At 67.7% G+C, this 13,311-nt stretch carries 13 protein-coding genes and 2 tRNA genes; 7 read left to right on the forward strand and 8 right to left on the reverse strand.

What is annotated here, in order from left to right:
• Positions 1 to 167 precede the first annotated feature (167 nt).
• Positions 168 to 241 (reverse strand) — tRNA-Pro (locus SACXIDRAFT_RS03655).
• 76 nt (positions 242 to 317) lie between these two features.
• Between SACXIDRAFT_RS03655 and SACXIDRAFT_RS03660 the strand changes: the two genes are divergently transcribed.
• From SACXIDRAFT_RS03660 to SACXIDRAFT_RS03670, 3 genes are all read left to right on the forward strand, one after another.
• A tRNA-Gly gene (locus SACXIDRAFT_RS03660) sits at positions 318 to 391 on the forward strand.
• 392 nt (positions 392 to 783) lie between these two features.
• Entirely contained in the window at positions 784 to 1,323 is a 540-nt protein-coding gene (locus SACXIDRAFT_RS03665; protein ID WP_006237125.1) for a C40 family peptidase, read from the forward strand.
• A gap of 71 nt (positions 1,324 to 1,394) precedes the next feature.
• A complete protein-coding gene (locus SACXIDRAFT_RS03670) occupies positions 1,395 to 2,222 on the forward strand; it encodes a hypothetical protein (protein ID WP_006237126.1) in 828 nt (275 codons plus the stop codon).
• Positions 2,223 to 2,490: 268 nt separating this feature from the next.
• On the opposite strand, the gene SACXIDRAFT_RS03675 is transcribed toward SACXIDRAFT_RS03670, so the two are convergent.
• Both SACXIDRAFT_RS03675 and SACXIDRAFT_RS03680 read right to left on the reverse strand, forming a co-directional pair.
• On the reverse strand, positions 2,491 to 3,300 hold the full coding sequence (locus SACXIDRAFT_RS03675; protein WP_006237127.1) for an Fpg/Nei family DNA glycosylase: 810 nt from the start codon (positions 3,298 to 3,300) through the stop codon (positions 2,491 to 2,493).
• Positions 3,300 to 3,773, reverse strand: a complete 474-nt coding sequence (locus tag SACXIDRAFT_RS03680; protein ID WP_198284298.1) for a ribose-5-phosphate isomerase — start codon at positions 3,771 to 3,773, stop codon at positions 3,300 to 3,302. Before SACXIDRAFT_RS03680 ends, SACXIDRAFT_RS03675 begins: the two co-directional genes overlap by 1 nt.
• A gap of 71 nt (positions 3,774 to 3,844) precedes the next feature.
• Here SACXIDRAFT_RS03680 and SACXIDRAFT_RS03685 point away from each other — a divergent pair, with 71 nt between their 5' ends.
• A complete protein-coding gene (locus tag SACXIDRAFT_RS03685) occupies positions 3,845 to 4,594 on the forward strand; it encodes an MBL fold metallo-hydrolase (protein WP_006237131.1) in 750 nt (249 codons plus the stop codon).
• Between the two features lie 5 nt (positions 4,595 to 4,599).
• On the opposite strand, the gene SACXIDRAFT_RS03690 is transcribed toward SACXIDRAFT_RS03685, so the two are convergent.
• On the reverse strand, positions 4,600 to 5,223 hold the full coding sequence (locus tag SACXIDRAFT_RS03690; RefSeq protein ID WP_006237132.1) for a mycothiol-dependent nitroreductase Rv2466c family protein: 624 nt from the start codon (positions 5,221 to 5,223) through the stop codon (positions 4,600 to 4,602).
• 186 nt (positions 5,224 to 5,409) lie between these two features.
• Between SACXIDRAFT_RS03690 and pepN the strand changes: the two genes are divergently transcribed.
• Positions 5,410 to 7,974, forward strand: coding sequence for an aminopeptidase N (pepN, locus tag SACXIDRAFT_RS03695; RefSeq protein ID WP_006237133.1), 2,565 nt, complete (start codon positions 5,410 to 5,412; stop codon positions 7,972 to 7,974).
• 69 nt (positions 7,975 to 8,043) lie between these two features.
• Here the strand turns inward: pepN and SACXIDRAFT_RS03700 are convergent, their stop codons facing one another.
• The 3 genes from SACXIDRAFT_RS03700 to SACXIDRAFT_RS03715 form a co-directional block, all read right to left on the reverse strand.
• Complete coding sequence (locus tag SACXIDRAFT_RS03700) at positions 8,044 to 8,541, reverse strand: DUF5130 family protein (protein WP_006237134.1); 498 nt, start codon at positions 8,539 to 8,541, stop codon at positions 8,044 to 8,046.
• Positions 8,528 to 8,773 (reverse strand): aa3-type cytochrome oxidase subunit CtaJ, encoded by a 246-nt coding sequence (gene ctaJ, locus SACXIDRAFT_RS03705; protein ID WP_040922444.1) that lies wholly within the window; start codon positions 8,771 to 8,773, stop codon positions 8,528 to 8,530. The genes SACXIDRAFT_RS03700 and ctaJ overlap by 14 nt, the downstream gene beginning before the upstream one ends.
• A 586-nt stretch (positions 8,774 to 9,359) precedes the next feature.
• Entirely contained in the window at positions 9,360 to 9,860 is a 501-nt protein-coding gene (locus SACXIDRAFT_RS03715) for an HNH endonuclease (RefSeq protein WP_040922029.1), read from the reverse strand.
• A 409-nt stretch (positions 9,861 to 10,269) separates the two neighbouring features.
• On the opposite strand from SACXIDRAFT_RS03715, the gene SACXIDRAFT_RS03720 reads away from it, so the two are divergent.
• Both SACXIDRAFT_RS03720 and SACXIDRAFT_RS03725 read left to right on the forward strand, forming a co-directional pair.
• The gene (locus SACXIDRAFT_RS03720) at positions 10,270 to 11,262 is read left to right on the forward strand and encodes a mechanosensitive ion channel family protein (protein WP_040922030.1); all 993 of its coding nucleotides are present in this window, start codon (positions 10,270 to 10,272) and stop codon (positions 11,260 to 11,262) included.
• A gap of 51 nt (positions 11,263 to 11,313) precedes the next feature.
• Positions 11,314 to 11,724 (forward strand): globin, encoded by a 411-nt coding sequence (locus tag SACXIDRAFT_RS03725; protein ID WP_006237139.1) that lies wholly within the window; start codon positions 11,314 to 11,316, stop codon positions 11,722 to 11,724.
• Positions 11,725 to 11,797: 73 nt separating this feature from the next.
• Here SACXIDRAFT_RS03725 and SACXIDRAFT_RS03730 read toward each other — a convergent pair whose 3' ends face one another.
• Positions 11,798 to 13,207 (reverse strand): LVIVD repeat-containing protein, encoded by a 1,410-nt coding sequence (locus SACXIDRAFT_RS03730; RefSeq protein ID WP_006237140.1) that lies wholly within the window; start codon positions 13,205 to 13,207, stop codon positions 11,798 to 11,800.
• Positions 13,208 to 13,311 lie beyond the last annotated feature (104 nt).

Consider the following 13,311-nt stretch of genomic DNA (forward strand, 5'->3'; position numbering starts at 1 on the left):
CGATCCCACTCAATGTGCAGGGAACTTCCAAGCTCAGCTGCCGGAACCCTCGGCGACGGGGCCAGAGTCCACATCCAGGCGCCGGTGTCATTCGGCGCCGCGCCCCCGACCGGATTCGGCCAACGGGCCAACCGAGACCGGTGTTTCCGCTGGCCGAAGCCACTCTGTCGGGGTGACAGGATTTGAACCTGCGACCCTTCGCTCCCAAAGCGAATGCGCTACCAAGCTGCGCCACACCCCGTCCGCCCGAGGGCGGTGTGCGACCACTCTAGCGGGTGCCGCTACACTACCTACGCGGCCGGGTGATCCGGCCGCCCGCGGGCGTAGCTCAATGGTAGAGCCCCAGTCTTCCAAACTGGTTACGCGGGTTCGATTCCCGTCGCCCGCTCCACCGAAGGCCCGGTCGCCGACCCAGCGGCCGGGCCTTCGTCGTCGTAAGCCCTCAGATCTCGGCGCCCCCGCGCCACCTGTCCGTCCTCCCTGCAGAACGGTGGAAGCGCTGTTTCCCACCACCCCAGGACAGTGACCCATATCACAAATTTTCCTGTGATCCGAGTCACCACCATTAGTGTTCTTTTGACTGCGTTCAGTAATGAAGACGCAGGTCGGAAAGCGTCCCGGAGCTAAACCCCCCATTCCTCGGATTCACTCCTTTATTGACTTCCCTCTTTGCACAATTCGCTTTGCGCACGTTGCGCGTGGTTACCGTTCTGTGTCGCCGAAAACGGCGGCGAAGTCCTAAGAGGAGATCCGTGAACACGCAAATCAGCCTGGAGGAAACAGATGGCACACAGAACTTTCGCGAGAACGGCGGCTGTGCTGGTCGCCGGTGCCGTGACGCTGGTGGCGACCCCGAACGTCGGTTCGGCCATGATGAATCAGAATGCGGCCGGAAGCGGCGGCGGAGAAGCTTCCTCGGCAGCGGTGAAAGACAAACCCAAGCCGGGAGACCATTCCGGCAAATCCGCAACCCCCATCGGCGAACGGATCATCGACATAGCCGCCCAGCAGGCCGGTGACCCGTACGTCTACGGCGCCGAGGGCCCCGATCAGTTCGACTGTTCCGGCCTGACGCAATACGTGCACGCGCGGGTGGGTATCGAGCTGCCCCGCACGTCACGCCAGCAACGGGCGGCTCTGCCCGAATTGCCGAAGAGCGCGATGCGCCCCGGTGACCTGCTGTTCTTCCACGAGGGCGGCCGGGTCTACCACGTCGGCATCTTCGCGGGCGACGGCCGGATGTGGGCCGCACCCGAACCTGGTGACGTCGTCCGGCTCCAGAACATCTGGACGGAGTCCTTCACCGTCGGTCGCGCCTGGTGATCCGATCGGGAACTCCTGGGATACTGTCCGCGTTGTCTGGTTCAGTGAGCCCAACAAGCGGGGAGTAGCCCATGGGAACCACGATCACGGTGATCGTGCTCCTGCTGATCGTCATCGCGGGCACGGCGTACCTCGTCCGGTCTCAGGCACAGGCCAAGCGGCGGCAACTCGACGACGCGATGGCCGACGCCAGGAGGTGGGTCGAACGCCTCGGTGGGCAGGTTCTGAACCTCACCGGCACCGACACGGCGTCCCAGCAGGCAATGGCCGATGCCAGCGAGCGATACACCGCAGCGGGCTCCGAGATGGAGCGCGCCCAGACGGTCGAGCAGGCGCGTCTCGCGAAGAAGACAGCGCTGGAGGGCCTCTACTATGTCCGCGCCGCGCGCACGGCGATGGGCCTCGACCCCGGTCCCGCGCTTCCCGAGGACCCCGAGCGGGAACGCGCGGGCAAGGTCACCGAGCACCGCTCCGTCGATGTCGAAGGACAGCACTACGAAGCGTCACCACAGCCGACGGCAGGCACCCCGCACTACTACCCCGGCGGGCGGGTCGCAGGACGCCCTGTGCCACAGGGCTGGTACAGCGAGCCATGGTGGAAGCCTGCGCTGGTCGCGGGTGCGTGGGGCTTCGGTTCGATGATGTTGTTCTCCGCGATGTTCTCCGGAATGGCCGGAATCCCGAGCGCCGCGGCCTGGGAAGCGGGCTACGACGCGGGCCAGGAGGACGCGATGGAGGGCGGCGACGCCGGAGACGGTGGCGACGCTGGTGATGGTGGTGACGCCGGTGGCGACGCAGGCGGCGGCGAGGACTTCGGCGGAGGTGACTTCGGCGGAGGCGGCGACTTCGGAGGCTTCGGCGGGGGCGACTTCGGAGGCGGCGACTTCGGCGGTTTCTAGGTCACGCGCTGATGGGCGGGCCGGGCAGCTCCGAGAAGGTCCCGGCCCGCCTTGTCATGTCGCGGCGGCACACATTCCACGAAGCCCGTCGTCACACGGCGCGCTTGCCGACGCTGGACCGCCTGCTACCGGTGTGGATCGGCGGGTCCGGTGCCATCAGCGCGGCGAGCGAGCACCTGTCGTCGCTCGGCGGGATCACGCCCTGTTCTCGAAGCAGCAATCGGCACCCGGCATCACGGCGACGTGCGCCAGGCGAGGCCACCTCGGCTCAGGGTCGCTGGCAGGCGGGGCACCAGTACAGATTGCGGCCTGCCAGTTCGGTCTGGGCTACCGGCGTCGCGCACACCAGGCACGGCTGTCCGGCACGACGATAGACGTACACCTCGCCACCGTGGCGGTCGTTGCGTGGTGCGCGACCCGTGACCTCGGGACGATGCCGCCAGGCGACCGTGTCGATGCGGCCGAGGCGGACGCCGTCCCGCATGAGATCGCGCAGATCGGCCCACAACTGCTCCCACTGCTCGTGGCGCAGTGACCTGCCCGGCAGCAGGGGGTCGATCCCCTGGCGGAACAGCACCTCGGCACGGTAGACGTTGCCCGCTCCCGCGATCACGGACTGATCCATCAGCAGCGCGGCGAGTGAGGTCCGCGAGCGGGAGATGCGGTGCCAGGCTCGTTCGGGATCGGCGTCCCTGCGCAGCGGGTCGGGGCCGAGCCTCGCGACGATGGCCTCCACCTCACCAGGGTTCAGCAACTCGCAGCGGGTCGGTCCCCGCAAATCCGTCCAGTGTGTACCGCCGACGAGCCGCATGCGCACCTGTCCGATCGGCTCGGTGACGGGCACCGTGTGCTCGGTGAAGGAACCGTAGAGTCCCAGATGGACATGCACTGTCCCCTGTGGACCGTAATGGTGGAAGAGGTGCTTGCCGTATGCCTCGGCCGCCGTCATGACCTTCCCGGTCACCACAGCCGCCTCGGCGGAGAAACGTCCCTGCGGGCTCGACACCTCCACCGGAGCACCGGCGTACCGTCGCTGGTGCAGCAGCGCCAACCGGTGCAGCGTGTGGCCCTCGGGCATCAGCTCTCCGGCAGCTCCGGAGCGGTACCGGTGCGCTCGTAGTCGCTGATCTGCCCGACCCTGCGCACGTGCCGCGCGTCCTCGGAGGCCGGGGTTGCCAGGAACGCCTCGACGATCTCCGTGGCCTCCTCCAGCGAATGCATGCGCGCGCCGACGCCGATCAACTGGGCGTGGTTGTGCTCGCGGGTGAGCTTGGCGGTCTCGACACTCCAGGCGAGCCCCGCCCTTGCTCCGGGAACCTTGTTGGCGGCGATCTGCTCACCGTTGCCCGACCCGCCGATGACGATGCCGAGGCTGCCCTCGTCGTCCACCACCCTCCGGGCGGTCTCGATGCAGAACGCCGGGTAATCGTCGGCCGCGTCGTAGACGTGTGGGCCGACGTCGGTCACCTCGTGGCCCTGCTCCCGCAGGTGAGTGACGAGGTGGTTCTTCAACTCGTAGCCGGCATGGTCGCTTCCCAGGTACACGCGCACGGCTGTCAAGTCTGCCATCCCCTGCGACGTGTGCCGAACGGGCCCGGCACAGCGGCCGTAGGCTGCCACCGATGAATGCGCGATGGGTGGAACTGGCCGAGGGTGTCCTCGTACGCAGGTACACCGAAATGGATTTGTCCGTGGGTCTTGTGCTCGGCGACGACCGATGCCTCGTGGTGGACACCCGAGGCGACGCGGAGCAGGGAGCGGAACTGGCCGCCGCCGTGCGGAACATCACGTCACTGCCGTGGACGACGGTGCTCACGCACGATCACTACGACCACGCGTACGGTGCCCCGGCCTTCCTGCCCTGCGACGTGTGGGCTCATCCTGCGTGCTGGGACGAACTCGGCAAAGCGGGAAAGGCCGCATTACCCGGCCTGCTGGGCCTGTCCGTGGAGCACCGCGTCACCCTCGACCTCGGTGGCCGTCAGGTGGTGCTCGCTCATCCCGGCGTCGCCCACTCACCCGGCGACGTGGTGGTGCACGTCGCCGACGCGGGCGTGTTGTTTGCGGGTGATCTTGTGGAGCACGTGCCGGGAGGCACGTTCAGCGCCGAGTCGTTCGGCAGCGACACCACGCTGGCCTCCTGGCCTGCGGCTCTGGACGAGATCGCGGCCTTGGAAGCGGCGACGGTGGTCCCCGGCCATGGCGAACCGACAGGCCCCGAACTCATCGAAACCTGCCGCTCCGATCTGTTCACCGTGCTCGGACTGCGTGAGCGGGTACGGGCCGGGGAGCTGAGCCACGAAGCTGCCCTCGCGCGTTCTCCCCTGCCTGCCGACGTCACGCTGGCCGCGTTGACCAAACCCGGGGACTGACGGCGTCAGTCGAATTTCAGCGAACCCGTACGCGTGCGCTTGAGCTCGAAGAAGTCCGGGTAGCTCGCGAGCATTCTGGCGCCCTCGAACACCCGCAGGGCGTCCTCACCCCTCGGAATCGAGTTGAGGACGGGGCCGAAGAACGCCACCCCGTCGATGTGGATCGTCGGGGTTCCGACGTCCTCCCCCACCGGGTCCATGCCCTCGTGGTGGCTCGCGCGCAGCGCCTCGTCGAAGCCGGTGGAGTCGCCGGCCTTCAGCACCTCGGGGGAGCCACCGACCTCCTCGACCGACTGCTTGAGCACGAGTTCGATGTCCTTGTTGCCCTCGTTGTGGTAGCGGGTGCCGAAAGCGGTGTAGAAGTCACGCAGCACTTCCTCGCCCCGCTCGGCGGCCAGCGCGGTCGCGACCCGCACGGGCGCCCACGCCCTGTCCATCAGCTCGCGGTACCACTGTTCGAGTTCCCGGCCCTCGTTGAGCACCGACAGGCTCATGACCCGGAAACGGAGATCGAGATCGATCTGCTTCTCGACCTCGATGATCCACCTCGACGTGATCCACGCGAAGGGGCAGACGGGGTCGAAGTAGAAATCAACCCGGGTGCGCTCTGAAGCGGCGCCTGCTGTCATGGCAACTCCTTGCCGTCACTGGTTGCGGGTGGGGACAGGCCGGGTAAGCCTCACGGGAGCCAACAGCGCGTCCGCACGCGTTGTTCCCGTCGCCGCGCCCACCTGCTCATGATTGGATGCGCTGAGCACAGTAGGTGCGACCACCGACAAAACATCCGAGAACAGACGAACAGCGCAGAGGTGCCAGTGCCCGCCCCGAATTTGACCCGTGAGCAAGCTCAACAGCGTGCAGGCTTGTTGGAGGTTGACACTTACGATATCGAGTTGGATCTCACCGACGGCCGTGGTGGGCCTGGTGAGGGTGTGTTCTCGTCGAGGACGACGGTGCGGTTCTCGTGTGTCCGGCCTGGTGAGAGCAGCTGGGTGGACATCGTGGCGGAGGGCGTGCGGGAGGCTGTCCTCAACGGCCGTCGTCTCGACGTGTCGGGGTATGTGGAGGACGAGGGCGTCGCGTTGCCTGGTCTGGCCGCTGAGAACGAGTTGGTGGTGGACGCGGAGTGCCGGTACATGAACACCGGCGAGGGTTTGCACCGGTTCGTGGATCCGGTGGATGGTGGTGTCTACCTCTACAGCCAGTTCGAGACCGCGGACGCCAAACGGATGTTCGCGTGTTTCGATCAGCCTGATCTGAAGGCGACGTATCGGTTGGTGGTGACCGCGCCGAAGGATTGGGTGGTGGTGTCCAACGCGCTGGTCGCCTCGCGGGAGGACACCGCGGAGGGGGCGGTGCGGACGGTGTTCGCGACCTCGGAGCGGATGTCCACGTATCTGGTGGCGTTGATCGCGGGCCCGTATGCGGAGTGGCGTGACACCTACACCGACGAGCACGCCACGATCCCGCTGGGCATCTACTGCCGGGCGTCGCTGGCGGAGTTCATGGACGCGCAGCGGTTGTTCACCGAGACCAAGCAGGGTTTCGGTTTCTACCACAAGGCGTTCGGGGTGGCGTACCCGTTCTCGAAGTACGATCAGCTGTTCGTGCCGGAGTTCAACGCCGGGGCGATGGAGAACGCGGGTGCGGTGACGTTTTTGGAGGACTACGTCTTCCGCAGCAGGGTGACCCGCTACGCCTACGAACGCCGCGCCGAGACGTTGTTGCACGAGATGGCGCACATGTGGTTCGGCGATCTGGTGACGATGCGCTGGTGGGACGATCTGTGGCTGAACGAGTCGTTCGCCACGTTCGCCAGTGTGCTGGCGCAGGCCGAGGCCACCGAGTACACCGGTGCGTGGACCAGTTTCGCCAACATCGAGAAGTCGTGGGCCTACCGGCAGGACCAGCTGCCCTCCACCCACCCCATCGCGGCCGACATCGTGGACCTGCACGCCGTGGAGGTCAACTTCGACGGCATCACCTACGCCAAGGGCGCCAGCGTGCTCAAGCAGCTCGTCGCCTACGTCGGGCTGGAGAACTTCCTGTCCGGGCTGCGCGTCTACTTCGGCAAGCACGCCTGGGACAACGCCACCCTAGCCGACCTGCTCGCCGCGCTGGAGGAGGCGTCCGGCCGCGACCTGTCGTGGTGGAGCGCGCAGTGGCTGGAAACCACCGGGCTGAACACGCTGCGCCCTCACTTCGAGGTCGGCCACGACGGCCGCTACCGCTCTTTCACCATCGAGCAGGGCGGCGCTAAGCCCGGCGCGGGGGAGGTGCGCACCCACCGCGTCGCGGTCGGCGTCTACGGCGACGACGGCACCGGCACACTCGTGCGCACACACCGCGTCGAACTCGACGTCGAGGGCGCCACCACCGAGGTGGCCGGCCTGGTCGGTGCCGAGGCGGGCGATCTCGTGCTCGTCAACGACGACGACCTCACCTACTGCGCCATGCGACTCGACCCCGCATCGCTGGCGACGCTGACCGACCGCATCGCCGACATCGCAGAGCCCCTCCCCCGCACCCTCTGCTGGTCGGCCGCATGGGAAATGACCCGCGACGCCGAACTCAAAGCCCGCGACTTCGTCACCCTCGTGCAGCGGGGAGTCCACGCCGAGACGGAGGTCGGCGTGGTGCAGAGGCTGCTGCTCCAGGCGCAGACGGCGTTGAACTCCTACGCACAGCCGTCGTGGGCGGCCGAGCACGGCTGGCCCGGATTCACCGCCGCACTGCTGGAGCTGACCCGCTCGGCAGAGCCCGCATCGGACCACCAGCTGGCGTTCGTCAACTCGCTGGCGAGTTCGGTGCTCGACGAGCCGACCCTCGACGTTCTGGCGGGCTGGCTGGACGGCTCCGCCCCGCTGGAGGGCCTGACCGTGGACACCGACCTGCGGTGGCGCCTGCTCCACGCACTCGTCGCGCACGGACGCGCCTCCGACGCCGAGATCGATGCCGAACTGCGCCGTGACGACACCGCGACCGGCCGCAGGCACGCCGAACGCGCCCGCGCCCTGCGCCCCACCGCCGAGGCCAAGGCACAGGCATGGCAGCGCGCCGTCTACGACGACGAATCGCCAAACGCGGTGAACGAGGCCGTGATCGCGGGCTTCACCCACCCCGCGCAGAAGCACCTGCTCGGCGACTACACGCAGCGCTACTTCGAGGTGCTCGACGAGGTGTGGAGCCGCCGGTCGAGCGAACGCGCGCAGCCGACCGTCCTCGGGCTGTACCCGTCGTGGGATGTGTCACAGGACGGGATCGCCCAAGCCGACGCGTGGCTCGCCGGAGCCCATGCCGCCGCGCTGCGGCGGCTGGTGAGCGAGGGCCGCGCCGGTGTGGTGCGGGCCCTTGCCGCACGGCAGTTCGACCAGAGCTGATCAGGCAGGCCAGCACGACGAAGGCCGCCGTTCGCCAGTGGCGTACGGCGGCCTTCGTGCCGAAAGGGCTCAGGACCGCGGCGTGGACCCCGCCTGGTCGGCCATCATGCGCAGGCCACTGACGAGGCCGCCGATGAGGTCGCCCTCCTTGAACGACGCGACCATGCTCATGACCGCGAGCTTGGCTCCCCGATCCGACAGTCGCTGCGCGGCGTGAGCGCCCGTGACCACCTCCACGACCCGCTCACCCGGTGACACGGCCACGAGAACGGAGTCGTCCCCCCGTTCACCGAGCGTGTCGTGCAGGGTCTCCGCTCCCGTGCGTGGCTCGTCACCGAGTTCGCCGACGTAGATGCTGAAGTCGAGCCCGGTCTCCCTGCTGGCCAGCGTCAACGCCTCGTCGAGGCGAGCGAGTGCAGCAGTACCGAATGGGCCGGACGGAGCAGCGGGCTCGTACATTTGCGCGACCGAGACCCGGCCGCTCGCCGTCACAGCGGTACCTGGCTGGAGTTCGGTTCCCTCGAGTCCGGTTGACGGGCTTTCGCGGGTCAGTTCACCAGTTGCCACTGGCACCTCCTCGAACCTTCGACGGAGCGGCGTCACCGTGCCCGGAATCCGCGGTGTGCTGTCCCGCACCCTCCGGGTTGGCGGTCCACCACACGGGCGGGTAGTCCCACGCCTGCCCCGGTCGGTATCGGGGCCTGCTCGCGAACTTAGACCGTAGCGTCACCAGTGCGAAGAAGCCGTAGACGGCCAGTGGTATCGCCACGAAGACCAGGATCGTCTCGAGGATGCTCACGGCCGCAGGGTAGCCGACCGTCCCGGTCACTACTCACCTGCCACGGTGAAATATCCCGCTCTCCGCCGCGCCCGGCCCCCTGGTCACCCGCTTGCCACGCGGGTCATCCCACGATAAGGGGAAGGCTTGCTCGCGAAAGGTCGTAACTCCACGTACGTGCGGTGGCACCCGGCGACAACACCTTGTTCCCCCCGGCGAAGGCTCGTACGTTTTTCACCTGTACGGGCCTTGCGCCATCGTCCCCAAGCCCTTAACAGGTCACCACGCGGTCACAGGAGGACCTGCCATGTTCACCGTTTCGAGCGTTGCCGCCACCGACACCACCGACGCCGCCGGCTCGGGCACCCGAGTCACGTGCGGCACCCGAGTCACCCGCGGTACCCGGGTCACGGCCGGTACCCGCGTCACCCGTGGCACCCGCGCAACCCGTGGTACCCGCGTCACCGCCGACCTGCGTGGCACGCGAGTGACGCGCGGCACCCGCGTCACGGCGGGCACCAGGGTCACCCGTGGCACCAGGGTGACGCGTGGCACGCGCGTGACCTGCGGTACCCGCGTCACCCACTGAACCGACGACACCGCCGGATCAGGCCGCCGGCGCCCCCAGGTAACGCCGCCACGACGGATCCGCCTCCTTGGCATGCGCCAGCAACCGCCAGTGAGGCCCGTGCGGCTCCCTCGGCACGACCCGCAGGCGCCACCCCAGCTCCGAGAGGAGCTTGTCGGCCTTGCGGTGGTTACACGTCGCGCAGCACGCGACGCAGTTCTCCCACGAGTGCGCCCCTCCCCTGCTTCGGGGCACCACGTGGTCGATGGTCTCCGCTTTCCCGCCGCAGTACGCGCACCGGAACCGGTCCCGGTGCATGAGACCCGCACGAGTCAGGGGTACCTGAGCCCGGTAAGGTACCCGGACGTATCTGCTGAGCCTGATCACCGACGGCAGCTCCACCGTCATCGTGGCCGAGCGCAGCAGAATCCCGGCCGGATCCTCGTGCACCACCTCGGCCTTGCCGCAGACGAGCAGCACGATGGCGCGGCGCAGCGGTAGCGCGGTGAGGGGTTCGAACGTGGCGTTGAGCAGCAGCACGCGCCGCTTCCCGAGGCCGGGCGACGACGGAGTCGGCCCGGTTCCCCCGGGGTCCCGCGAACGGCGATGGTAGGACCGGGTGACCCTTCCCGCTCTCGCGGGCGGGCCGGTTGACGGTCCGACGACCCCGGTTGCGGGCACACAGGGCGCGAGCGTCTCGGGCGCCGGCCCGGCAGGCTGCCGGGTGACGACGCCGGATGGGCTGGGTTGTCGGTCTGGCACGCGACCACCTCCACCGGTGCAGCCCCCAGTCGAACACACAACGCACCCTGCGCGCACGTGCGTTTAGCCACGTGGCTCACCTGAGTACGGTTGCGGACGTACCGGTTCCGGTCAACATGCCGCGATTCGAGACCCACATCGGCCTGCCGGTGTGCTGGGTCACACCAGGGAGGGAGTGCGCAGCGCAGTGGAAGAGTTTCTCAGCGAGCCGCCGGACTGCACCAGGGACATGGAGACGTGGTGCGGTCAGGTCTACCGCATCACCGGCAACGAATGGCTGGCGGCATCGGCCGACTGGCTCGTGGCGCGGCCCCTTCGCATCCTGCTCATCCTGCTCGGTGCGTTCCTCGTCCGGCTGCTGATCCGCAAGCTGATCGACCGGCTCACCCGCACCCCGGCAGGGGAGCCCGGTTCCGACAGCCCCGGCAAACTTCCCGCGCTGCTGCGTCCGCTCAAGGAGCGGGCTCCCGAGATGCTCGGCCCTGTCGCGCTGGAGCGACGGAGACAGAGAGCCCAGACCATCGGGTCGGTCCTGAAGTCGCTGACCAGTTTCGTGGTGTTCGGCCTCGCGTTCGTTCTCATCCTCGGCGAACTGGGCATCAACCTCGCCCCCATCCTCGCCTCGGCCGGCATCGTCGGTGTCGCCATCGGTTTCGGCGCGCAGAACCTTGTCAGGGACTTCCTCTCCGGCATCTTCATGATGCTGGAGGACCAGTACGGCGTCGGGGACGTCGTGGACGTCGGAGAGGCCATCGGCACGGTCGAATCGGTGGGTCTGCGCATTACGACCGTGCGGGACCTGAACGGCACGGTCTGGTATGTGCGTAACGGCGAGGTGCTCAGGGTCGGCAACTTCAGCCAGGGATACGCCGTCGCCGTCGTGGACATCCCGCTCGGATACGACACCGACGTGACGAAGGCCACCGCCGTGCTGGAAGAGGTCGCCAAGGAGGCCGCGGAGGACGCCTCGATCCGTCCCGACGTCCTCGAATCCCCGCAGGTGCTCGGAGTCGAGAACGTCACGCCCGAAGCCATCCAGTTCCGCCTCACCACGAAGGTGCGGCCAGGACGTCAGTGGGCTGTCCAGCGCGCGCTGCGGGCCGAGATCATGCGCGCACTGGAGCGCGAGGGCTTCGACCCGCCGCTCGGACGGTTCTTCGGGCCCCGTCCGACGTCGTGACGAGGAAGACCGCCCACACCGCGCAACCGGCAGAATGGAGATGTGACAGACGTGAGCAGTGCCCATTCCTCCCCGCAGGCACCGCAGCCCGAGTCCTTCTACGAGGCGGTGGGCGGTGAGGAGACCTTCCGCAGGCTCGTGGCCCGCTTCTACGCCGAGGTCGCAGGCGACGAGGTCCTTCGCCCCATGTATCCCGAGGAAGACCTCGGTCCCGCGGAGGAGCGCCTCCGGCTCTTCCTCATGCAGTACTGGGGTGGGCCGCACACCTATTCCGATCGCAGAGGGCACCCCCGGCTGCGGATGAGGCACGTGCCGTTCAAGATCGGCCCGATCGAACGGGACGCCTGGCTTCGGGCCATGCGGATCGCCGTGGACGAATCCGGCATCGAGGAGCCCTACCGGTCGCAGCTCTGGCGGTACCTGGAGATGGCAGCGAACTCGCTGATGAACAGCTGGGAGTAGAACGCGCACGCGGGCGCCGATCACGTGTCGAGCGAGACCGGCGCCCTCGTACTCGTCAGGGAAAGTGCTCCGCTCAGCGGCGACCGTAGGAAGGCTGAGTCTGGGCGTTGAACTCGTCGAAGATCACCGACTTCGCCGGAGCCGTGCGCCTGTCACGGATGTCCAGCACGTCGAAACCCTTCTGGATGTCCGACGAGTAGATGTGGCCGTTGTAGTAGTACGCCGACCACGAACCGCCGGTGATGTTCTGGGTGTCGGACAGTGGTCCACGCTCGAAGTAGGCGATCTCCTTCGGCCGGTCGGAGTCGGTGAAGTCCCACACCGACACACCGCCCTGGTACCACGCCTGGACCATGATGTCGCGACCCCGCACCGGGATCAGTGAGCCGTTGTGCGCGACGCAGTTCTCGGTGTCTCCCTGGTGACGCGGGATCTTGAAGTAGCTGCGGAACGCGAGCTTCGCGTCGTCGCCGCTTCCCGTGAGGTCGTAGATCCCGTTCGCACCGCGTTCGGGCCCGATCTCCGCGTTGCACGTCGGCATGCCGCCACCGCCGAGTTCGTCCGTGAACACGACTTTCGTGCCCTCGTTGTTGAACGTGGCGCTGTGCCAGAACGCGAAGTTGGTGTTGTCCTGCACGCGGTCGATGACGCGGGGGTTCATCCTGTCGCTGATGTCCACGAGGATGCCGTCGCCCATGCACGCCCCCGCCATGAGGTTCTTCTCGGGGTAGGCGGTGAGGTCGTGGCAGCCGGTGGTCTTGCGTGAGTAGCCGTCACCGGGGTTACCTCCGTCGGGGAAGAGAACGGGAGTCGCCACCAGCTTCGCGTCCTGTGGGCTGTCGATCGGCACCTCGACGATCGACACCTTGTCGTGAGGCGGCTGGCAGTTCGGCAGCTCCGGCGCGGGAGAGTACGACGACACGTACAGCAGCACGGATTTCCGTTCCGGCGCGGGCACCATGGTGTGGGTGTGCGAGCCGCAGTCGGTGCGCACGGACGCCACGTATTCGGGCCTCGACAGGTCGCTGATGTCGAAGACCTTGATGCCCTCCCAGGAATCCGGGTTCGACGCCTCCGAGGGCTCGCTCGTGCAGGAGTCGTTCGTGCGGGCGTAGTCGGTGGACAGGAAGAGCAGGTCGCCGGACACGGACACGTCGTTCTGCCCACCGGGGCACAGCACCTGGCTGACGACCCGTGGCTTCGACGGCTTCCTCACGTCGTAGACGGTGAAGCCGTCATAATTCCCCAGCACCGCGTGTCCCCTGGTGAACGCGATGTCGGTGTTGTACGCACTCCGGCCCGCGAAGGGGCCTTCCTTGTCGAGGTGGGCGATCGGCTGCATGTTGCGGCTGTGCACCACCTCGTCCACATCCGGGATGTCGTCCTGCTGCGCCGAGGCGGGTGCGCCGAGGCCCGCGAAAGCCAGCGCCGTGGCGCCGAGCAGCGCCCCAGCCAGACCTCCGCGCCTGCGTCCTGTGTTCACGCGCGTTCTCCTCCCGGTCGGGTGAGTGACCAGTCGAGTCATTCTGGTCACCGACACCCGATCGGAGATAGCGGCGATCGGAGGGTTCTGACGACAGCGGAGGG

Origin of the sequence: Saccharomonospora xinjiangensis XJ-54 (assembly GCF_000258175.1) — a bacterium.
GTDB classification, from domain to species: Bacteria; Actinomycetota; Actinomycetes; order Mycobacteriales; family Pseudonocardiaceae; genus Saccharomonospora; species Saccharomonospora xinjiangensis.

Bases quoted from the DNA above. Each gene is read 5' to 3' on its own strand.
- SACXIDRAFT_RS03690 (WP_006237132.1), bottom strand. From the start codon at position 5,223: ATGACAGCAGGCGCCGCTTCAGAGCGCACCCGGGTTGATTTCTACTTC.
- SACXIDRAFT_RS03685 (WP_006237131.1), top strand. From the start codon at position 3,845: ATGAATGCGCGATGGGTGGAACTGGCCGAGGGTGTCCTCGTACGCAGG.
- SACXIDRAFT_RS03670 (WP_006237126.1), top strand. From the start codon at position 1,395: ATGGGAACCACGATCACGGTGATCGTGCTCCTGCTGATCGTCATCGCG.
- SACXIDRAFT_RS03665 (WP_006237125.1), top strand. From the start codon at position 784: ATGGCACACAGAACTTTCGCGAGAACGGCGGCTGTGCTGGTCGCCGGT.
- SACXIDRAFT_RS03675 (WP_006237127.1), bottom strand. From the start codon at position 3,300: ATGCCCGAGGGCCACACGCTGCACCGGTTGGCGCTGCTGCACCAGCGA.